This is a genomic window from Anabaena sp. EIM26, assembly GCF_057568715.1.
Map to the genome: position 1 here is coordinate 2,979,000 of NZ_CM172472.1, position 22,088 is coordinate 3,001,087.

15 protein-coding genes and 1 tRNA gene are annotated in these 22,088 nt (G+C 39.7%); 9 read left to right on the forward strand and 7 right to left on the reverse strand.

The features are described 5' to 3' along the window. Positions 1-5 precede the first annotated feature (5 nt). The 6 genes from AC012T_RS13090 to AC012T_RS13115 all read left to right on the forward strand — a co-directional run bounded on the left by AC012T_RS13090 (position 6) and on the right by AC012T_RS13115 (position 7,944). Positions 6-1,637, forward strand: coding sequence for a DUF655 domain-containing protein (locus AC012T_RS13090; protein ID WP_487066358.1), 1,632 nt, complete (start codon positions 6-8; stop codon positions 1,635-1,637). A gap of 239 nt (positions 1,638-1,876) precedes the next feature. Next, complete coding sequence (locus AC012T_RS13095) at positions 1,877-2,122, forward strand: ChaB family protein (RefSeq protein ID WP_487066360.1); 246 nt, start codon at positions 1,877-1,879, stop codon at positions 2,120-2,122. Positions 2,123-2,347: 225 nt separating this feature from the next. Further along, positions 2,348-2,920, forward strand: coding sequence for a GNAT family N-acetyltransferase (locus AC012T_RS13100; protein WP_487066362.1), 573 nt, complete (start codon positions 2,348-2,350; stop codon positions 2,918-2,920). A 41-nt stretch (positions 2,921-2,961) separates the two neighbouring features. Next, the gene (locus AC012T_RS13105) at positions 2,962-4,155 is read left to right on the forward strand and encodes an NAD(P)/FAD-dependent oxidoreductase (protein WP_487066364.1); all 1,194 of its coding nucleotides are present in this window, start codon (positions 2,962-2,964) and stop codon (positions 4,153-4,155) included. A 204-nt stretch (positions 4,156-4,359) separates the two neighbouring features. After that, a complete protein-coding gene (locus tag AC012T_RS13110) occupies positions 4,360-5,004 on the forward strand; it encodes an HAD-IA family hydrolase (protein WP_487066366.1) in 645 nt (214 codons plus the stop codon). Between the two features lie 108 nt (positions 5,005-5,112). Further along, positions 5,113-7,944, forward strand: coding sequence for a pentapeptide repeat-containing protein (locus tag AC012T_RS13115; protein ID WP_487066368.1), 2,832 nt, complete (start codon positions 5,113-5,115; stop codon positions 7,942-7,944). 126 nt (positions 7,945-8,070) lie between these two features. Here AC012T_RS13115 and AC012T_RS13120 read toward each other — a convergent pair whose 3' ends face one another. Continuing rightward, positions 8,071-12,858 (reverse strand): diguanylate cyclase domain-containing protein, encoded by a 4,788-nt coding sequence (locus AC012T_RS13120; protein WP_487066370.1) that lies wholly within the window; start codon positions 12,856-12,858, stop codon positions 8,071-8,073. A gap of 498 nt (positions 12,859-13,356) precedes the next feature. Here AC012T_RS13120 and AC012T_RS13125 point away from each other — a divergent pair, with 498 nt between their 5' ends. Then, positions 13,357-14,532, forward strand: a complete 1,176-nt coding sequence (locus tag AC012T_RS13125) for an ISH3 family transposase (protein ID WP_487063466.1) — start codon at positions 13,357-13,359, stop codon at positions 14,530-14,532. 211 nt (positions 14,533-14,743) lie between these two features. Further along, on the forward strand, positions 14,744-17,119 hold the full coding sequence (locus AC012T_RS13130) for a HEAT repeat domain-containing protein (protein ID WP_487058933.1): 2,376 nt from the start codon (positions 14,744-14,746) through the stop codon (positions 17,117-17,119). A 45-nt stretch (positions 17,120-17,164) separates the two neighbouring features. Here AC012T_RS13130 and AC012T_RS13135 read toward each other — a convergent pair. The 3 genes from AC012T_RS13135 to AC012T_RS13145 all read right to left on the reverse strand — a co-directional run bounded on the left by AC012T_RS13135 (position 17,165) and on the right by AC012T_RS13145 (position 19,130). After that, positions 17,165-17,237: transfer RNA gene (locus AC012T_RS13135), tRNA-Arg, on the reverse strand. Positions 17,238-17,270: 33 nt separating this feature from the next. Further along, entirely contained in the window at positions 17,271-18,470 is a 1,200-nt protein-coding gene (locus AC012T_RS13140; protein ID WP_487058934.1) for a murein hydrolase activator EnvC family protein, read from the reverse strand. Between the two features lie 102 nt (positions 18,471-18,572). Further along, complete coding sequence (locus AC012T_RS13145; RefSeq protein ID WP_487058936.1) at positions 18,573-19,130, reverse strand: DUF1294 domain-containing protein; 558 nt, start codon at positions 19,128-19,130, stop codon at positions 18,573-18,575. An 89-nt stretch (positions 19,131-19,219) separates the two neighbouring features. On the opposite strand from AC012T_RS13145, the gene AC012T_RS13150 reads away from it, so the two are divergent. Then, a complete protein-coding gene (locus tag AC012T_RS13150) occupies positions 19,220-19,513 on the forward strand; it encodes a hypothetical protein (RefSeq protein ID WP_487058937.1) in 294 nt (97 codons plus the stop codon). A 379-nt stretch (positions 19,514-19,892) separates the two neighbouring features. Here AC012T_RS13150 and trmFO read toward each other — a convergent pair whose 3' ends face one another. Genes trmFO through AC012T_RS13165 form a run of 3 tightly spaced genes read right to left on the reverse strand, consistent with a single transcriptional unit; the run spans position 19,893 to position 22,068 of the window. Continuing rightward, entirely contained in the window at positions 19,893-21,215 is a 1,323-nt protein-coding gene (gene trmFO / locus AC012T_RS13155; RefSeq protein ID WP_487058939.1) for an FADH(2)-oxidizing methylenetetrahydrofolate--tRNA-(uracil(54)-C(5))-methyltransferase TrmFO, read from the reverse strand. A 16-nt stretch (positions 21,216-21,231) separates the two neighbouring features. Continuing rightward, a complete protein-coding gene (locus tag AC012T_RS13160; protein ID WP_487058941.1) occupies positions 21,232-21,657 on the reverse strand; it encodes an HNH endonuclease in 426 nt (141 codons plus the stop codon). A gap of 6 nt (positions 21,658-21,663) precedes the next feature. Continuing rightward, on the reverse strand, positions 21,664-22,068 hold the full coding sequence (locus AC012T_RS13165; protein ID WP_487058942.1) for a hypothetical protein: 405 nt from the start codon (positions 22,066-22,068) through the stop codon (positions 21,664-21,666). Positions 22,069-22,088: the final 20 nt, after the last annotated feature.

Genomic DNA, 22,088 nt, shown 5'->3' on the forward strand with positions numbered 1-22,088 from the left:
TTACCGTGTCTATTTTCCCTCACCCAAGATATTTATCTTATATCTTTTTATTACTATTTACCCTCATTGGTTGTCAAAAAGTCCAGTCCTCAAATCAGCTTTTAGCACCATTACCCCAAGATCCCTTAATTCAAGTTTACTTCAATCATTCTCAATCCTCCCAATATCGAGAAACCTATCGACAACAAACCCGCTTAGGTGATGATTTAGAAAAACAGATTGTAGATGTTATATCCCAAGCAAAATCTACAATAGATGTAGCAGTACAAGAATTGCGTTTACCTAAAATTGCCCAAGCACTAGCAGAAAAACAAAAAGCTGGAGTGAAAGTGAGGATAATTTTAGAAAATAACTATTCTCGTCCTTGGAGTAGTTTAACAGCAAATGAAGTACAGAAACTAGATAAAAGGCAACAAGAACGATATAACGAATTTAGTAAATTTGTTGATATCAACCAAGATCATCAAATCACACCAGCAGAAATTAATCAACGTGATGCCTTAGCAATTATCCAAAATGCTCAAATTCCTTGGATAGATGATACCGCTGATGGTTCTAATGGCAGCAGTTTAATGCATCATAAATTTGTAATTGTCGATAATCGCTTTGTCGTGATTACTTCAGCTAATTTTACCTTTAGCGATACTTCTGGGGATTTAACAAATTTTACTAGTTTAGGTAATACCAATAATTTATTAAAAATTGATAGTCCTGAATTAGCAACCTTATTTACCCAAGAGTTTAACATCATGTGGGGTGATGGGGTAGGAGGAAAACCAGATAGTAAATTTGGAGTTAAAAAGCTTGTCCGTTTACCCAAAGAAATTACTTTAACTAATACTAAAATTACCGTACATTTTTCCCCTACATCCTCAAGGGAAATTTGGAGTAACACTAGCAATGGGTTGATTGCTAAAACATTAGATACAGCCACAAAATCTGTTGACATGGCATTATTTGTATTTTCTGATCAAAAACTTGCCAATATCCTAGAAAAGCGCCATGCAGAAAATGTAGAAATTCGTGCTTTAATTGAACCCCAATTTGCCTATCGTCCCTATAGTGAAGCTTTAGATATGATGGGTTTATCTTTAAGTGATAACTGTAAATATGAACTTGATAACCGTCCTTGGAAAAATTCTATTTCTACAGTTGGAGTGCCAATTTTAGCCAAAGGCGATTTATTACATCATAAATTTGCCGTAATTGATAACAAAACCGTAATTACAGGTTCACACAATTGGTCAGAAGCTGCTAATAATGGTAATGATGAAACTTTAGTAGTAATTGAAAATCCCACAGTTGCAGAGCATTATCAACGTGAATTTGACCGTCTTTACACCAAAGTTAAACCAGGTTTACCACCAAATATTCAAGCTAAAATTGATGCACAAGTAAAAAATTGTCCTCAAATTCAAACTCCTTCATCTCTGGAAAACTTAGGAACTACAACAGTCAATCTCAACACAGCAACCCAGCAAGAATTAGAAACCCTGCCAGGAGTAGGTAAGAAATTAGCCCAAAGGATCATTATTGCCCGTCAAAAACAAAAATTTACATCCTTACAAGATTTAGAAAAAATACCCGGCATTAGTGCTAAAACCTTAGAAAAATGGCAAGAACGTGTAACTTGGTAATCTAATTTTTAATTCCACAGACTCTGTGTATTACTCATAAAACTCTATCTAAAGTATAGTCATCCAAGTTTCTAGTTCAAGAAAGATTGACAGGAAAAAATAGAGATTCATCAGGAATTTCAGCAATTAAGCACTACCAGCAACTGGGTTTAACAATATAAATATCTACTTCTAGAATGAGGCAAAATCATCACTAAATTACTAACATAAGCCCAACTTAGAACATCGGAGTTAGGTTTATGCCTTATAACAAAATAGATGAATTACCTCAAGACATCCAATCACGACTACCAGAACACGCACAACAGATTTTTGTAGCTGCTTTCAATGCTTCTCAAAGTAATGGCATGAGTGAAGACGGTGCTTTAGAAGTAGCTTGGAATAGTGTTCATAATGAATATGAACCAGACAGAGAAGGTAACTGGCATAGAAAACCAGAAGATCCTGCCATACATCATAAAGCAGTAATGTCTGGAGGTAATTAATCGTTTTTTAGTAAAGATTCAGGATACATAATGTTTGATATAAGTAGTCAGACAAAATTAAATTCACGCGTTGAGAGAGGGAACAGGGAATAGAAAAATATTCTTCTTCCTTCTTTCTCCTGACTCCTGACTCCTGACTCCTGAATTCTTACTTTTTTAAATCAATATTTTATTGCCGACGGTTTATAATTTACGTAGACCGTTTTTTCTATAGAAATATTGAATATGCTGATGATCGAAGACGAAATTCAAATTCGTCCCATGCGAGATGAGAAACAAGACTATCTGTTAATAGAAAAATGGCGTACAGATGAAGAAGTATTAAAATTTTATGGGGGACGAGATTATCCTTATTTTTTAGAAAAAGTTATAGCCATTTATAAACCAAGGATTTTGGGGAAAGACCCTCTAATTCCCTGTATTTTTTCTTATCAAAATATAGACATTGGCTATTTACAATATTATTCACTTAATAATCTACCAGAACACATTAAACAAATGTATTCTCTGGAAGATACAAATCAGGTGTATGGAATTGACTTATTTATAGGTGAAACTAAATATTGGAATCAGGGAATTGGGACAAAAGTGCTTTCAGCTGCGAGAGACTATATTTTTAATGAACTAGAAGCTGTTAAAATTGTCATTGATCCCAACGTCAAAAATCCCCGTGCTATTCGCTGCTATGAAAAATGTGGGTTTGTGAAGATTAAGCTATTACCCGGTCATGATTTGCATGAAGGTAAATATCAGGATTGCTGGCTGATGGCAATAGACCGCAATAAATCATTACACTAATACTATAATGCCTTGCTGGGATTTAGCTGCTTATAAAAACCATGAATGAACCAACTACAAGAATTTGTATACTAGGTGGTGGCTTTGGTGGACTGTACACCGCCCTGCGTTTAAGCCAGTTACCGTGGGAGTCTACACCCAAACCTGAGATTATTTTAGTCGATCAGAGCGATCGCTTTCTCTTCTCCCCCTTCCTTTACGAACTCCTCACCGGCGAACTACAAACTTGGGAAATTGCCCCACCATACCAAGAACTTTTACAAAACACAGGTGTACGTTTTCATCAAGCAACCGTTTCCGAAATTGACATCGACAAACAAAGGGTACAGTTACAAGATAGCCCAGGAATTTCCTATGACCGCTTAGTCCTAGCATTAGGTGGCGAAACCCCCCTAGACCTAGTTCCCGGTGCAGCAACCCACGCTTACCCCTTCCGCACCATCACAGATGCTTATCACCTAGAAGAAAACCTCAGAATCTTAGAAGAATTAGATACCGACAAAATTCGTGTTGCCATAGTCGGTGCTGGTTACAGTGGCGTAGAATTAGCTTGTAAACTCGCAGATAGAATTGGAAAAAAAGGACGTTTTCGCCTCATTGAAATCAGCGATCAAATTTTGCGAACTTCCCCAGAATTTAACCGCGAAGCCGCCAAAAAAGCCCTAGAAGCCAGAAGCATCTTCATAGATTTAGAAACCAAAGTAGTATCAATTGGAGAAAAAACCATCTCCCTAGAGTATAAAAATCAAATAGACGAAATTCCCGTAGATTTGGTAATTTGGACAGTAGGTACAAGATCCGCCCCAGTCGTAAAAACCCTGCCCCTCAAGCAAAACCAGCGTGGACAAATCACCACCACCCCAACCCTACAAGCCCTAGAACATCCAGAAATTTTCGCCTTAGGAGACTTAGCAGACTGTATTGATGCCGAAGGAAAGCAAGTCCCCGCAACCGCGCAAGTTGCCTTCCAACAAGCTGATTATACCGCTTGGAACATCTGGGCATCCTTAACAAATCGCCCTTTACTTCCCTTCCGCTATCAACAGTTAGGAGAAATGATGGCATTAGGAATAGACAACGCCACCCTCACCGGTCTAGGTATTAAACTAGATGGTTCTCTCGCATACGTAGCCCGTCGTCTAGCTTATCTATATCGTTTACCAACTTTAGATCATCAACTCAAAGTTGGCTTAAACTGGCTAATGCGTCCAATTATCGAAACTCTTTCTCAGTAAAAAGGTAACAGATGACAGATAGACTGTGATTTTGTTATCTGTTTCCTAATTCCTCATGCCCAAAATCATCAAAACTCTGGAATCAAATTACCTGACAATGGCAAACTAAAAATAATAACAAATCTGTTTTGACCAAAAATCACACCTTCTCAAAGGTAAAATTCCTGTATGACGCTGGTGTAGGGGTAAATGGCATTAGGAATTATGAAAAAACCGAAAGTTATTTTTTTAGATGCTGTAGGTACACTCTTTGGTGTCAAAGGCAGTGTAGGCATAATTTATAGTCAAATAGCCCAAGACTTTGGCGTTGTGGTTTCCCCCGAAACCTTGAATAAACAATTTTTTAAAAGCTTCAAAGCCTCACCACCACCCATATTTCTCGATACAGATATTAAAGATATTCCCCAACGAGAATTTGATTGGTGGCGGGTAATTGCCCTCAATACCTTTGAAGGTGCAGGTGTTCTCCAAGAATTTACCGATTTTTCAGCTTTTTTTAGCGAACTCTATATCCACTTTGGTACTGCTGAACCTTGGTTTGTTTATCCAGATGTGCCTCTAGCTTTAGTAAACTGGCGACGGTTAGGAGTTGAATTGGGTGTGTTGTCTAATTTCGATTCCCGTCTGTACTCTGTATTGCAAAGCTTGGGACTAAAAGACTATTTCCAATCTATTACCATTTCTACCCAAGTCCGTACAGCTAAACCAGACCCGCAAATTTTTGATATCGCCTTGCAAAACCATAACTGTTCCCCAGAGGAGGCATGGCACATTGGCGATAGTATTATAGATGACTATCATGGTGCTAGAAGCGCTGGTATGAGAGGTATTTGGATTAACCGCCATTAAATTCTGGAATCTTTGTCGGATACGATAAATTAGGGGCGTATTGCAATCAGCCCCTACTTTTTCCAAACTAAGTTAAAAATTCAAGCTGCAAAATCCCAAATAATACTCATGAAAAAAAAACTATCACAAATTTGGCATCAGTTTCAGCAATCTTTTTCGGTAGAAGAAAATCTCAATACAACAATAAAAACTGGTCTAGCAGTTATAGAAGCAACACAAACCATGCAAAGGCAAGGTGCTAGTTTAGAAACCTTAAAATCTGTACTGCAAAATTCATCTTCATTATTAGATGTGCTTGATTTACCTTTAGCACAAATCATAGATTCGGAATTTTCTTTTCTGTCTTTGGGTATTGCTTTACTGAAATTTTACGGTGACATATCTCCAGGAAATCTTACTTTAGAAGACTGTGTATCTATAGTCAGTCAAGCAGCTTATTTAGAAAGTACCAAAGAAATTTTATCTTTATATCCGGCAATAACTGGGGATACTAATACTGATAATTTGTTAGAAGTTAGTAAAAAGATCCAAAATATTCATCATATTCAATTAGATACTCAAATTGCTACAGATACAATTTTATGTTTTCATGAGTCCCAATTAGCAACAGCATTCAATCAAATATTATCAGCACGATTAATAACACCAGATGTTACCAAGTATTTAGCTAATCTTTTGACCAAGAGAATTGCTGTTAATACTCAGCGTTACATAATTCAAGCTTTGATTAATTTAGGTGATGTAATTGAAAATATAATTCCCATAGATTTGATCTATTGGCAGCAATCACAAGCAAATATTCACAGTATTGATGAATATTTAGATAAATATATTACCTCCCCATCTTTAGAAACAGTTTTTCAACAAGGCTACTCTATTCAAGATATTTATATTCCTCTCCAGGCTAAATCTCAAAATATAAGTTCTGACATTTTTGATTTAGAAACATGGACTAAAGGAATGCTTCTCAATCCCAATAAAGCAGCACAATTAATTTTAATTCAAGGACAAACAGGAAGAGGCAAAAGTATATTCGCTCGAATATTTGCCAATTGGGTAAAAACACATCTTCATCCTCTTTGGACACCAATCTTGATTGATTTAAAAAATATTAATTCCATTTCTATGGAATTAGAGGATACCTTGAAATCAGCTTTGCCATTGAATGTTAGTCAAGCTAATAATTGGTTACAGAATAAAAATCACCGCTTTTTCTTTATTCTAGATGGCTTAGATGAGTTAAATTCTGATATAGTCACTCAAATCAATTTATCACAATTCATGCAACAACTTGGCGCATTTCAGCAGAAATGTCAAAGTAGTGCTTTAATGGGTCATCGGGTGTTAATTACTAGTCACAATAATGCTTTAAAAGCTATTTCTCAGCTACCTGAAAATTTAGAGCAGGTAGAAATAATTGCTTTGAATGAAACCCTACAAGAGAAATGGCTACAAAAATGGGCAGCATTACCAGTAAATCAAGGTAAAAATACAGATTTTCAGCAATTTTTACAACCCAAAAAACTCCCATCTTCATTACAAACATTAGCCCATGAACCGCTTTTACTGCATTTATTAGCAGCGATGTATAGAGATGCTCAGTTAACTGTTGATCAATTAGAGCGAGCAAAACAAAAAACAGCTAAAACTTTTATTTATCATGAAGCTATTAATTGGTTGATTACTCCATATTTACATCGTGATGATTTAAATTCGCAAAAAGCCATAGCTTTTAAAGCTATTCTCACAGCAGCGGCAAATTGTGTTGTGCAGTCAGGAGGTAATTTTACCTCAATGTTAATGTTAGAAACCTATTTACAAGAGGATCAAAAAACTCAAGATCTAATTGCCCAACAGGATCGTCAATTCCTGAAAACAAGTTTAGTTGCTTGTGGTGTTTTTGCAAATGATAGTCGGTTTGAATTTTTTCATGGCAGTTTTAGAGATTTTCTGTTTGCGGAAAGGTTCAAAGAGATACTGGTAGCTTGGACGCAGAAAATAGAAGATAATCAGGAACCTGTTGTTAGTGAAAACGAGATGAATTGGCAAATTTATGATTTGCTAGGTTTTGGTAAAATCACAAATGAAATTATTGAATTTTTGGTGCAATTGCTGATAGAAGTTCCCAATTTTGATTGGGTGATGCTGTTTAAACGTTTAGAGAATTTTTATAATAACTGGTGTCAAAAGCAATTCATCAATGATTCAGAAAATAACTTACCTCAAATCAAACTGCAACAATTACAAAGGTATGGAATTCATCACTTAGACCAAAATCAGGTAGATGTCTATACTGGTTTGAATTTGATGATTTTTTTGTTGGAGTTACACCGCTATGCTCAAGAGCATGATGTACTCAAGGAAGACATTATTTTTTATCCATCTGGTCAACCGCAGAATGATGTTGATACTACCCAATTACGGGATATTATTAACTACAGTAATTGCTTGTCAGGGGAGAATTTTAATCAAATAGTTGGGTCATTTCTGAGTGGTACTAATTTGAGGGGTGCTGACCTTTCTGAGGTTGACTTCAGTGGTGCTAATCTTTCTCATGCAGACCTCAGTCGTGCTAACCTCAATTGTGCTAATTTCAGCCGGACTAACTGTAGTGGTGCATACATGATTAGTGCTAATTTCAGTGAAGCATTATTTACCCATGCAAATTTGCATGAAGCAAACTTTATTCGTGCTAATTTAACTGGTGCTGATTTGAGTAGTGCTGACCTCAATTACGCAGACTTGAGCCTTGCAGATCTGAGTGGTGCTAATCTCAGAGGTACTAATCTGGAAGATGCTAATTTCAGTGGTGCTAAGTTGAGTAATGGCTTATTAGGTGATATTTGTTGGGATGAAAAGACAAGTTGGAAAAATGTGGAAGGTTTAGAAATAGCGAAAAATCTGCCAGTAGAGTTAAAGCAGCAGTTGAAGATATTTTAGTGCTGATACCATTTCTTTATGAGGATGCGCTTTATTCACGGATGTAGAGACGTTCCATGGAACGTCTCTACGGTATTTATTTGGAGCAACTTCACACAGGATTGGTATGAGTAATTACGAATAAAACTAAATACTGGTTCGTAAGCGATCGCGTCCTTCCATTTTAGCTTGATAAAGTGCCTGATCTACCTCTGCAATTATAGCCACAGGGGAAGTCATCTGATTAGGAATGATACTAGTAACCCCCATACTGAGAGTGACGTAATCGCTAACAGCAGACTTTGCGTGGATAATTTTTAATGCTTTTACTGCGGCGCGAATGCGTTCTGCTACTTGCACAGCCCCTTGTGCAGAGGTGTTTGGTAGTACAATTACAAATTCTTCACCGCCATAACGAGCTACTAAATCATCTGGCCGATTTCCGGCTTTGCTGATAGCAGCCGCTACTTGGCGCAAACAATCATCCCCAGCGGGATGGCCATAGGTATCATTGTAAAGCTTGAAAAAGTCGATATCGCACAAAATAATTGATAACGGTGTTTGTGTCTGTGACATCTTTTCCCACATTTGAGTCCAGTATTCGTCAAATCGACGACGGTTGGCAATTTGGGTTAAGCCGTCTACTCTGGCTTGACGTTGTACTTGTTGATATAATTCAGATTGTTTAATAGCGATCGCTACTTGAGTTGCTAATTGACTCAACAGACTAATTTCCAATTGTCGCCAATGGCGCGGCCCACTACATTGATGGGCAATTAGTAAACCCCACAATTCTTCTCCTTGAATAATCGGTACTACTAAATTAGCTCGGACTTGACACCCAACGAGTAAATCTAAGTGACACTGACTAATCCCCGCAGTATAGATATCTTCAATAGCTCGCACTCTTCCCTCACGGTATTGGGGAACATAGATATCTTTAAAACATGGTTCATCAATCACTGTTTTGAGAATGGGGTTAAAGCCATTAGCGACGGATTCCATTGCGACTACACCAGTCCAATTTGACTTAAAGCGGTAAACAATTACTCGGTCTGTTTGCAGAAATTGCCGTACTTCCTGCACAGTGGTATCCATGATTTCATCAAGATCCAAGGATTGCAAGATACGTTGAGTGATCTTCGCCACCAATTTTTCCCGTTGATTTTGCAACCGCAGTAAATCTTCTGTTTGTTTTTGTCCTACACAACGGGCAATATCCTCAGCAATAACAGCTAATTGAGTCAAAGTACCTTGAGTTAGTGGTTGACGGGTAAATAGTGTCATCACTCCGACTACCGAATGTTCTATTACCAATGGGTAGCCAACGAAAACCTGTAATTGTTCTTGCTTTGCCCATTCTTGATCACTTAAATCAAGTTCTTTACTGACTGCATTCGTCTGGAATGGCTGACAGTTTTGAGTAATCCAATCAACTTTAAATGCGCTGATAGCGATGTCTGGAATGGGCGTAGTAGCAATGCCTCCGGAGGATAGAGTACAAGGTACACGCTCTGCAAATACCGCTTGTAAATCCATGTTTTCGCTAGTTTGATTAAGCGTCCAGATGCCAACAAAGGCAATATGCAAATGTTTAGCCAAGGCTTCTGTACATTTTTGCAGTACCACAGGTAACTTTTCCTGCTGACAGAGAAGACTAGCGATATGAGATGCTAACTGAGCCAAGTTGACTTGTTCAACTAATGATTTTTCTGTGTCTTTATAGGCTGTGATGGTTTTTTCGAGTTGTTGTTGTAACTCTTCCAAGGCATGAGCGCGGTGTAGTTTCTTTTTTAAAAGTCGTTGCGATATCTGGTTACGGCGTAATTCTAGTGTAGTTAACACCTGACCTGCGAGAATTTTCAATATTTCTAGTTGGTCTGGACTTAACTCTCTGGGTACGTAATCGGCAACGCAGATAGTTCCTAATGCCAAACCCTCATCTGTCATTAGGGAAGCACCAGCATAAAATCGCAATTTCGGATGGGATGTTACTAGAGGATTAGTGGCAAACCGACTATCAGCTAATGTATCTGGGACGATTAATAAATCATTTTGGCAGATAGTGTGGGAGCAGAAAGCGATCGCTCTGGGAGTTTCGGTAATACTTAACCCTATCTTGGATTTATACCATTGTCGCTCTGCATCTATCAAGCTGATAAAGGCAATAGGTGTTTGACATAACCGCGCCGCTAAACGGGTCAGATCATCCAAGGCTTCATCGGGAGGTGTATCAATAATTTGATACTTCCTCAGTGCGGCTAATCGTTGCGATTCCCTGGCCGGTAAAGGGCAAGGTTGAATAGATTCAATACTAGGCTGAAGAATATGCGGTGGGTCTGCTGGGGATAATTTTTCTAGCAGGAATTTGGTCGCAGCTTTCCCACTCAAGGGTTTACTTAAAAAATAGCCTTGGACAGTATCACAGTTAGCTAATCTGAGAAATTCTAATTCTTCTAAAGTTTCTACACCCTCAGCTACTAAGGTTAAATTGAGTCCATGTCCCAGAGAAATCACAGATGTGATAATTGCCGCATTGCTGGAATTTTTAGTTAAATTGCGGATGAATGATTGATCTATCTTTAAGCTAGTGAGTGGGAAATACATCAGCAAACTTAAAGAAGAATAACCAGTGCCGAAATCATCCATAGAAATGTGAATTCCTAAAGCCTGGAGTTCCCGCAAGGCAGAAACGGTAAAATCTACATCTTGCATCAGCAAACTTTCGGTAATTTCTAATTCTAGATATTCAGGATCTAGCTGGGTTTCCTGTAAGATTTCGGTAATGATTCGCACCAAGTTAGGCTGCTGGAACTGACGGGCAGAAAGATTAACAGCAACTCGCAAAGGTGGTAATCCGGCTAACTGCCAAATGCGATTTTGGAAACAAGCAGTGCGTAATACCCACTCACCAATTTCGCAGATTAATCCCGTTTCTTCTGCTAGGGGAATAAATTGGGCAGGCGAAATTAACCCCATATCTGGATGATGCCAGCGCAGTAATGCCTCCATTCCTTTAACTTGCCCGGTTTTGAGGTCTATTTGGGGCTGGTAGTGCAGTAGTAATTCTTGTTTACTTAAAGCTTTGTAGAGGTTATTGCCTAATATCAACTTTTCAAAGGAAGTGGCATTCATAGTTGCTGTATACAACAAGTAATTATTTTTGCCTTGTTGCTTGGCACGATTCAGGCTAGAATCTGCGTGTTTTAGTAGAGTTTCTGCCTCTTCACCATCGTAGGGAGCTAAGGCAATACCAATACTTGCAGTGATATGCAGTTCTTGTTGGTCTACTTGAATAGGTTTAGCGATGACTTCGAGAATGTTCTCAGCAATTTGGGTGGCATCGTTTGCACAATTGATGTGAGTTAGCAGCAGGGTAAATTCGTCATCTCCCCAACGCGCTACGGTGTCTCCTTCTTTGAGACAACCCTTCAGCCGTTCGGCGACAATTTGCAATAAGCGATCGCCTACAGCATGACCCAAGCTATCATTGATTCGTTTGAAGCGATCTAGATCTAGAAACATAACCGCCAACATCTCTCCCCGTTGGTGAATGTTCACCAATGCCAAAGCCAGGAGTTCATCAAATAACAAACGATTGGGCAACTTGGTGAGTAAATCGCAAGAAGTGTGATGGCGCAGTAAATTCTCGACTCGCTGCTGCATGATCGCAATATACAAATGCATACCAAAGGATTGCACCAGCTTGATTTCATTCTGACTCCAGGGTTTTGCCTGTCCGGTTTTAATTTCTCTCCAAGCTGCAAAAGATTCACGGGGGCGTAAATTGCGTTCGTCCTGATTCCAGCGTCCTGCCCACAAGGTTTCTGTTTCCATTTCTGGACGGAAAAGGGTTAAGCAACCTAAATACTGCTGTTGATATTGCAGGGGAATGATGAGTACTGATCTAATTAAGGTGGCTTCAAAGGCTGCAACTAGCGGTTTCAGGCGGGCATCTTGGTAAAAGTCGGCAATGGTATAGGAATAAACAGCGCCTGGTTGATTGACTGATGATTCGGTTTTTTCCCAGGTTTTCATCACTTCTGAGAACTGACGAGGGCTGACTGCCAGCACACCTTGCCATCCCATTAGTTTCTGCCACGCCTTGCTTTCTTCAATGAAGTTTTGATTTGGTTGTTCACCGCAGGTATAGATCTGTGCAGGGCGTTCAGCCATATCAGCAGTGATGTAGAGTCTCCCACTGGTTGCGCCTAGTGTGGTGACTATGTGTTCAAGAACTTTCTGCCGCACCTCTTCTGGAACCACGGCAGTACCGAGCCAGTTTTTAATGTGATTAATGGAGGCTTCATGCTGTGCTTGCTGTTGCGCTTGGGCAAATAGGTTTGATTGCGCGATCGCAATCAGCAATTGGTCTACTAGAAGTTGTACTATCTGTAATTCTTGTTCTGTAAAGGGTCTAGGTTGAGTGTGGTGTGCTACCATCAACCCCCACAATTCATTTTGGTACAAAATCGGTACAGCTAGGGAAGCGGCTACACCCATTGTTTTTAGATATTGCAAATGACATGGATCTACAGATTTGTAGCGAATATCTTCTTGATTTTGATCGTTAAGAACCCCGAAAGATTTAATGCGGCTCAGGGTTTTGCGCTCAGAACCCACGTCTACAATTATTCTCTGACGGGCTGTGATGAAGAGTTCCCGTGATTGGGGTGGAATGTCGCTGGCTGGAAAGTGCAATCCGAGTAATGAAGGCAAGCGATTGGCCTGAATTGATTCTGCTACTACCTCACCACTACCATCTTCATGGAATTGATAGATTTTTACACGGTCTATTCTGAGAAATGTGCGAATTTCCGCTGCTGTCGTGGCTAGTATTTCTGGCAACTCTAGAGATTGAGAAATGCGATCGGTGATGTAACTGAGCAGGTTGCCTTGATACACCTCTTGCTGAGAAGCCAATTTATTTTTCATACCAGTAATTCCACTCAGTGCAGTCGGTTGAAAGCCTTAACTCTTTCTTAATTATTGATTACTCAAGTAATTTTGTATTTAATGTCACTAAAACTTTATGTTTTCATTATGTTTTCATTATCTTTCCGATACAAAAAACTAAAACCTCAAGACTTTTCGGGTCAATGAACCACTTTTTTCTCACGCAGAGGAGCCAATGCGTTGCGCGGGTTCCCCGTGTTGTAGCAACTGGCGTAGCGCAGAGGTACAGAGAGGAATCAAGACTGTGATCTAAATACATGAGAACTCAGCCAGAATACTTCCCGAAATGGTTAAACAGTAAACCAAAAAGTTTTTCAAAGAGAGCGATCCACTAGGGATGCAGCAGGTATCACGAATAAATACGTATAGCAAGAGAGTATTATGTAATACTCTTTGTATAAAAAATAATTATCATATTTTGCAGTGGGTCAAAATGTGAAATAATCAAAGTAATAAATTGTATTTTATCTAAAAAAATTGACTATTTCATCTCTAAAAAAAGCCAAGGGGAACGAGTTTACAGAAGAACCAATTTTAACAGACTCAGAAACTCTGGATGAGGTTATTGAATGTTTAGTAGAAAATTTTTCGATTGAAACACAAGGGATATGTGACCAAAAAACTTTATTTGAGATCCTCATAAAAGCAGCAAGCAGTGGAGATAGTATTGAGAATACAGCTAAAATATTAAAGAATGTTCCCACAGCTAATGATATTAGATATCATCTCAATAAAATCAACAATTTTGAGGAATTAGAGGCGCAAATAAATCAAGCGTTGAAAAGTCGAATTCCTTTAGGATTAAAAAAAGGGTGCTTAAAAATAGCGATTGATTTAAATTTAATTTGCTATTATGGTAAACCAACGGATGAGGAATTACCTTACATATATCGAAGTCAAGCAAAATCTGGTACTCATTCATTTTACGCCTATGCAACCTTATATGTTATTAGCAAAAATAAGCGTGTAACTCTTGCAGTGAGAGGTGTTCGACGATTAGATACTAGTGTTGCAATAATTACTTATTTATTGGCAGAACTTGACTCTCTTAACATAAATGTTAAAAAACTCTATCTAGATAGGGGATTTTTTAACACTCCTGTAATCCGATGGTTGCAAGCATTAGATATACCATTTATGATGCCTGCTATTAAAACGGGAAAACAAGGAGGAATCAAGCAATTTTTGAAGGGTAAAAAAAGTTATAAAACCACCCATACTATCACAAGAGATAAAGACGATTCAGTTACTTTTGATTTATGGATTATCTGTAAATATAGAAAGGGAAAACATAATAAGCATGGGGTAAAATATTTGGCTTATGTTGTGCATAAAATTAAAACGAATTTAGATTATATCTATCAAGATTATCGAAAAAGATTTGGAATCGAAACTAGCTATCGGTTGAAAAATATCTGTCGTATAAAAACGAATAATAAAAAGCCTGCTTTGAGATTATTATTCGTTGGTATATCCTTTCTTTTAGTTAATATTTGGGTGAATATCCTGTGGTGCAAAATTAGTCGTAAGAGGAAAGGTAGTCGATTAATTTATCGCACGCTTTTCGTACTCAAACAAATGTTAGCCTTTTTATCTCAGGCTGTTGAGCGTAAATATCAAGTAGTCCAAGGCATCTACATTCCATCAGGTTAACATCAAGAAATTATTAATCAATAAATTATAAGTAAAAATTATCTGTACTATGTTTGCTGATTAAAGGATTGTGTATCATTAAGTATTAAAAACCACTATTTTTTTAGCTTTTGCTCTTAGGAAAAAAACTTTTTGGTTTACTGTTAAATATTTATAAGTTGCGGGATATACTTAGCTACATTTCATCCAGTGGAGTTGGTCGGGAAAAATTATGTCAGAAATTAAAAATACAGCCAAGGCAGCGCGGGAAGAAACGGAACGAAGAACAGAGATCGCAGCTTTGGTGAAACTTCTAGAGACATCCCAGGATCATGATACCCGTATGAAGGCGGCTGAAAGCTTAGGGCATATAGGCACTGGTAATGAAAAAGCGATCGCAGCTTTGGTGCAACTCCTCAAGACATCCCAGGATAATGACACCCGTTGCCAGGCGGCTCAAAGCATAGGGCATATAGACCCTGGCAATGAAAAAGCGATCGCAGTTTTGGTGCAACTTCTAGAGACATCCCAGGATGATGATACCCGTATGAAGGCGGCTGAAAGCTTAGGGCATATAGGCGGCACTGGCAATGAAAAAGCGATCGCAGTTTTGGTGCAACTTCTAGAGACATCCCAGGATGATGACACCCATAGGCGGGCGGCTCAAAGCATAGGGGAGATAAGTATTGGCAATGAAAAAGCGATCGCAGCTTTGGTGCAACTCCTCAAGACATCCCAGGATAATGACACCCTGATAGAGGCGGCTGAAAGCTTAGGGCATATAGGCACTGGTAATGAAAAAGCGATCACAGCTTTGGTACAACTCCTAGAGACATCCCAGGATTATGATACCCGTAGGCAGGCGGCTGATAGTTTAGGGATTATAGACCCTGGCAATGAAAAAGCGATCGCAGCTTTGGTACAACTTCTAGAGACATCCCAGAATTATAATACCCGTAGGCAGGCGGCTCAAAGCTTAGAGAAGATAGGCACTGGCAATGAAAAAGCGATCGCAGCTTTGGTGCAACTCCTAGAGACATCCCAGGATAATGACACCCTGATGGAGGCGGCTGAAAGCTTAGGGAATATAGACCCTGGCAATGAAAAAGCGATCGCAGTTTTGGTGCAACTCCTAGAGACATCCCAGGATGAGTATACCCGTTGCCAGGCGGCTCAAAGCTTAGGGAATATAGACCCTGGCAATGAAAAAGCGATCGCAGCTTTGGTGCAACTCCTAGAGACATCCCAGGATGATGACACCCTGATGGAAGCGGCTTATAGATTAGGGAAGATAGGCGCTGGCAATGAAAAAGCGATCACCGCTTTGGTGCAACTCCTCAAGACATCCCAGGATGATTACACCCATAGGCGGGCGGCTCAAAGCATAGGGATTATAGACCCTGGCAATGAAAAAGCGATCGCAGTTTTGGTGCAACTTTTAGAGACATCCCAGGATAATGACACCTGTTGCCTGGTGACTGAAAGCTTAGGGCATATAGACAGCACTGGCAATGAAAAAGCGATCGCCGCTTTGGTGCAACTCCTAGAGACATCCCAGGATAAGTACATCCTTAGCCAGGCGGCTGAAAGCTTAGAGAAGATAGGCACTGGCAATGAAAAAGCGATCGCCGCTTTGGTGCAACTCCTAGAGACATCTCAGGATGAGGATACCCGTAGGCACGCGGCTCAAAGCTTAGGGAATATAGGCACTGGTAATGAAAAAGCGATCACCGCTTTGATGGAATTCCTCAAGACATCCCAGGGTGTTTGCAACCGTAGGCACGCGGCTGATTGCTTAGGGTATATCAGCACTGGCAATGAAAAAGCGATCACAGCTTTGGTGGAATTCCTCAAGACAACTCAGGATGAGGGTACCCATTGGCTGGCGGCTCGAAGCTTAGGGGAGATAGGTATTGGCAATGAAAAAGCGATCGCCGCTTTGGTGCAACTCCTAGAGACATCCCAGGATGAGGGTACCCGTAGACCGGCGGCTCGAAGCTTAGGGGAGATAGGTATTGGTAATGAAAAAGCGATCGCCGCTTTGGTGCAACTCCTAGAGACATCCCAGGATAAGTACATCCTTTGCCAGGCGGCTCGAAGCTTAGGGGAGATAGGTATTGGTAATGAAAAAGCGATCTCCGCTTTGGTGCAACTCCTCAAGACATCCCAGGATAATGACACCCTTAGCCAGGCGGCTCAAAGCTTAGGGAAGATAGGTATTGGCAATGAAAAAGCGATCGCCGCTTTGGTGCAACTCCTAGAGACATCCCAGGATAAGTACATCCTTTGCCAGGCGGCTGAAAGCTTAGGGAAGATAGGTATTGGTAATGAAAAAGCGATCGCCGCTTTAGTGCAACTCCTCAAGACATCTCAGGATAAGTACATCCTTAGCCAGGCGGCTGAAAGCTTAGGGGAGATAGGTATTGGTAATGAAAAAGCGATCGCCGCTTTGGTGCAACTCCTCAAGACATCCCAGGATGATTACACCCTTAGCCAGGCGGCTGAAAGCTTAGAGAAGATAGGCACTAGCAATGAAAATGCCCTAAATGGTGGTTACGCTTTCAAAAGCCCACATCAATGCTCTCAGGAATTTAGTAATGAAGAGTAATGGTTGTATAATGGGGTGATCATCCCTCACCATAAGGTAAAAAAACGAGCGCGGAGGGATTTGAACCCCCGACCCACAGGACCGGAACCTGTTGCTCTATCCACTGAGCCACGCGCCCTCATACAATTCCTAGTATAACACATTTTTTGAATTACAAGTAATTTGCTGGGTCAACGGGTGAACCATTGCGGCGAACTTCAAAATGTAGATGAGGCCCTGTCGATAAACCTGTTGAACCGACAGCAGCGATCGCTTGTCCTTTTTGCACAGATTGCCCTTCTGTCACATATAATTCGCTACTATGACCGTAAAGTGTGGTGATACTTTTACCATGATCGATAATCACAGCTTTGCCATATCCACCATACCAACCTGCAAAAATCACTGTTCCTGAATCTGCGGCTCTAATCGTACTACCATAACTAGCAGCAAAATCCAAACCTGCATGAAAGCGACGATAACCAAGCACCGGGTGCATTCTCCAACCAAAGGGACTGCTGGTAGGTGCATCACTAGGAAATGCAAAGATACCTGTACCACGAATCCAAATTTTACTGTTAGCTTTTGCTTGTGCTGCTTCCCGTGCTTCTCTGGCTATTTGTTCAGCGATTTTTTGTTGAATTAAAACGGTCAAATTTTGGGAATCTTGTTCTAGCTGATTTTGCGCTGCTGCCAAAGCCAAGCGATCGCTATTTAAGCGTTGAATTAATTCCGTTTGTGATTGTGCCTGAGTTTGATAATCGGCTTTTTGCCCTAATAATTGTTCTCTAATCAAAGCAATCTGATTTTTTTGCCCTTCTACTTCGGTTCTTTGGGCAATTAACAACTTTGCTTGCGCTGCCAGTTTAGCCAAAATTCGCTGATCTGCTTGATAAACCAATTTCAACTGATAACGACGACTGATAAAATCACTGATATTTGTACTTTGCAGTAAAACAGCTAATCCTTGAGAAGTTGAAGAACGCTGAAGATACCGCAATCTTGCCACTGTTGCTACTTGTCGTTCTTGATAAACACGTTCTGCTATCAGTAAATCAGCTTCTAACTGTTGTAAGAGTTCCGTTGCCGATTTTAACCTGGCTTCGCTCTCTTGAATATAGCTATTAGTAGTTTGCAGATTTTGATTTAAACCAGTTAGGTGTTTTTGCGCTTCGGTTTGCAGATTGGTTAAGCGATCGCTCTCCTTGACTACATTCTCACGTTCCTGCTGAATTTGCTGCTGCTGCTGTTTCAAATTATCAATAGAAGATGTCCCATATACTGGTAGCAATACTAAAAAGCTGAACAAAATACAGCACAATGTCCCAAACCACCACCTAAATCCGATTTTTCCCAAAAATGCCGTGTTCATGCCGTTATATTCAGCCAAAGAGGTGCAAGCACAACAGTATTATGCCCAAATTTTGCGAAAATTTAACACCCATCTGCTCAGATGCTGACTACCAATAAAATTTTATGATTTTATGAATAACCAATACGTCCAACCTGCCCAATGAGCAGCTACGATGAACCAATAAACTGACTGATAGGAAGACTTTTTGCTTTTATGATGAAGTATATTCTGAGCAATGAAACCACCCATCCATCCACCCATCAATTCCCAGAATTGCAGAGTATTTTCAGGAATGCGCCAATTTCCATTAGTTGCTTGTTTTTTATCATGTGCATAAAACAAATAAGTAATTAATCCTGTGATGGGATAAACAGCAATCGGTAAAGGATTACCATAAATCCTTGACAGCTTAACTGTTCCCCAAACAGGTAAAATTGATAAAATTAGTAAAATGAATATCCATGATGCTGAAAATCTTTCCTGGATGGATGCGTTGGTAGCAGTAAGCTTGCCTTTTTGATCAGTTGTCAGTTGATATTTAATAATATCCCCTTCTTTAGGGCGTTTTTGCTTATTTCTGAGACTGGAGATATGTAAGAAAACTTTTTTTCCATCATTGGCTTGAATAAATCCAAATCCGCGATCATCTTTCCAGATCCTTAATTTCCCTCTGTGCATTTACTGATTTTTGGGTTGATATTATTGTGCTTTAATTGATCACTATACCTTAGTTTTGTGTACAATCAACTCTATTATTAAAAATATTTATGAAGACACGACAAGGAATTCTCTTACTTACTTTGCTGATACCAGGCTTTCTAGTATTGGCAATATCACTTTATTATTTTGGTACAGATTATTCAGCACTAGTCAAAGCTGAAAGTTATGCGACACAATTAGCAGAAGCCGAAAATACAAATCAAAGAAAGTTAGATCATGCCTATCATCAAGCCTTAGCTCATCGTATTAACGTTTTTGCAGATGCTACTTGGGGATTATTAGGATGTTTGATTGCATCTGTAGGTATTCATGGTTTAGTCACATTGAAAGAGAAAGATTGAAGAAGGAGTTAGGAGTTAGTAGCCAGTAGTCAGAATTAATTAGGGTTTGTTGAACGCGAAGAGCGTGCCGTTAGGCATATAAACAAAAAACCTAGATATATCAACAGTTTCAGGCTGAAAAAGTTGGATAAACCTGAGTTCGGAGTTTCTCCTCCGGAGACGCTACGCGAACGGAGTTATGATTTTTAAGGGCGAGAGAATAAGGGTTTGAAACTCCTACTGGGGGCAAGTTTTCCACAAATTATCTGATGTCGAACTCAGGTGGATAAGATGCAATAAGCGATGAAAGCATCAAAAACCGTTCATTTACCCAGATTTGAGCATATTCTGATCTCCTTCTAATTCTTCCTCCTGACTCCTGACTCCTGAATTCTCACATTTAAACGGCTAAATTTTCTGTTTTCCAACTGGCTAAATCAGCCAAAGAGCGATCGCGGTAACGTCCATATTTTTCCGGTTTACTCTTGATTCTCACACCCAAATCAGGCACAATACCAAAATTAGGAGCCATCGGTTGAAAATGCTTCGGGGCAGCAGATCTAATAAACTCAAACAAAGCCCCCATCATCGTTGTCACCGGCAAAATTAGCGGTTCTTTACCCAAAGCCAACCGCGCTGCATTTGTTCCTGCTAACCAACCACCAGCAGATGCAGCAGTATAACCTTCTGTACCTATTAATTGTCCCGCTGCTAATAAAGTTGGACGTTCTTTAAATTGCAAACTTGCAGACATCAATTGTGGTGCATTTAAAAAAGTATTGCGGTGCATAACTCCCAATCTGACAAACTCAGCTTTTTCCAAACCAGGAATCATTTGAAATACTCGTTTTTGTTCACCCCAACGCAGATTAGTTTGAAATCCCACCATATTCCAAAGTTGACCGGCTTTATCTTCTTGTCGCAATTGAATTACCGCATAGTTACGTTCACCTGTGCGAGGATCTGATAAACCTACAGGTTTTAGGGGGCCATAACGCATGGTATCTTCCCCTCTGCGTGCCATTTCTTCAATTGGTAAACAAGCTTCAAAAAATTTCGCCGTTTCTTTTTCAAAGTCTTTTAATTCTGTTTGTTCAGCTTTACGTAATTCTGACCAAAAATGTAAATACTGCTCTTTATTCATAGGACAATTGAGATATGCTGCTTCACCTTTGTCATAGCGAGAAGCCATAAAAGCAATATCTTTATTAATAGAATCTCCTAAAATAATCGGACTTGCAGCATCAAAAAAGTTGAGATATTCCATCCCCGTAAAACGCTGTAAATCTGCCGATAAATCGGGACTAGTCAGGGGACCACTAGCTAAAACAACAATACCTTCAGGAATTGCTGTCACTTCTCCCCGTCGGAAATCAATTAAAGGATGATTTGCTAAGGTTTGGGTTAAATCTTCCCCAAATTGTCCTCTATCTACCGCTAAAGCCCCACCAGCGGGGACTGCGTGTTCGTCAGCTTTAGCAATGACAATAGAACCAAGTTGGCGTAATTCTTCGTGTAATAATCCTGCTGCGCGATCGCTCGCCATAGCCCCAAAGGAGTTACTACAGACCAATTCTGCCAAATTTTCCGTATGATGGGCAGGGCTGAACCTTTTAGGGCGCATCTCGTGGAGAATTACAGGAACGCCGGCTTGGGCTATTTGCCATGCGGCTTCTGTTCCCGCGAGTCCGCCGCCTATTACTTGTATGGGTTGTTGTGTCATAGTTGTTTTTATACTATCAATCATTAGGGGGATGCCAACCACTTATTACCCAGCGTTTGCGAGCAAATATAATTACTGGGTTATTCATGCGTAGCCTAATTATTGTAGCGCGACCTATAGCAGTTATACCTTCCACTCTTGTACCGTCAGCACTCCAGACAAAATGTTCTGACCATTTCTGTTTACGAGGGTTAAAAAGTGATATTATTTCGCCCGTTAAAGGATCTATAGACTCAGTTAAGTTACTTTTATATTCATTACAAGATCGACAAGCTAAACAAAGATTTTCAAAAGTTGTATCTCCACCTTGTGAAACTGGTTGAATGTGATCATAGGTCATGGGAATACCACTATTCGCTTCGGATGTTAAGCAATAGCAGCAACGTGATTTATCACTATCAGTAATTTGTTTTCTTAAACTTTCAGGAATATAAGTAGACACAAGAATTTAAGGATTTGGTAAACTATATCCTCGCCAACGAAGTAAAACTGCGGCTTGGGCTTTACGTAACATAAAGAGATCAGATTCGTGTCGGAGAGATATTAAATTTAATCTTTCTATTTCTGTCAATGTACCACTAGAATTTTTCTCTAGTAAGTTATTATATTCTTCCATGTCGGCTGATCTTTTCTGACTATGGAAAATTTGCCAGAGAGTATTATCATCTAACTTATCTAAAGCTGCAAGTTCGGCTTGAAATTCCTCTGGTACATCATCCCATGCTGGTGGACTACCCACTTGTAAAGCATGAAGCATGACTTCTTCTAAAGGACGTTGAGTAGCATGGGCGGTATTGACTAACCGTTGATAGATAATTTCGGGTATTTGCAGTGTAACAGTTTCAGTAGGCATATTTTTTAATTACTACTTTC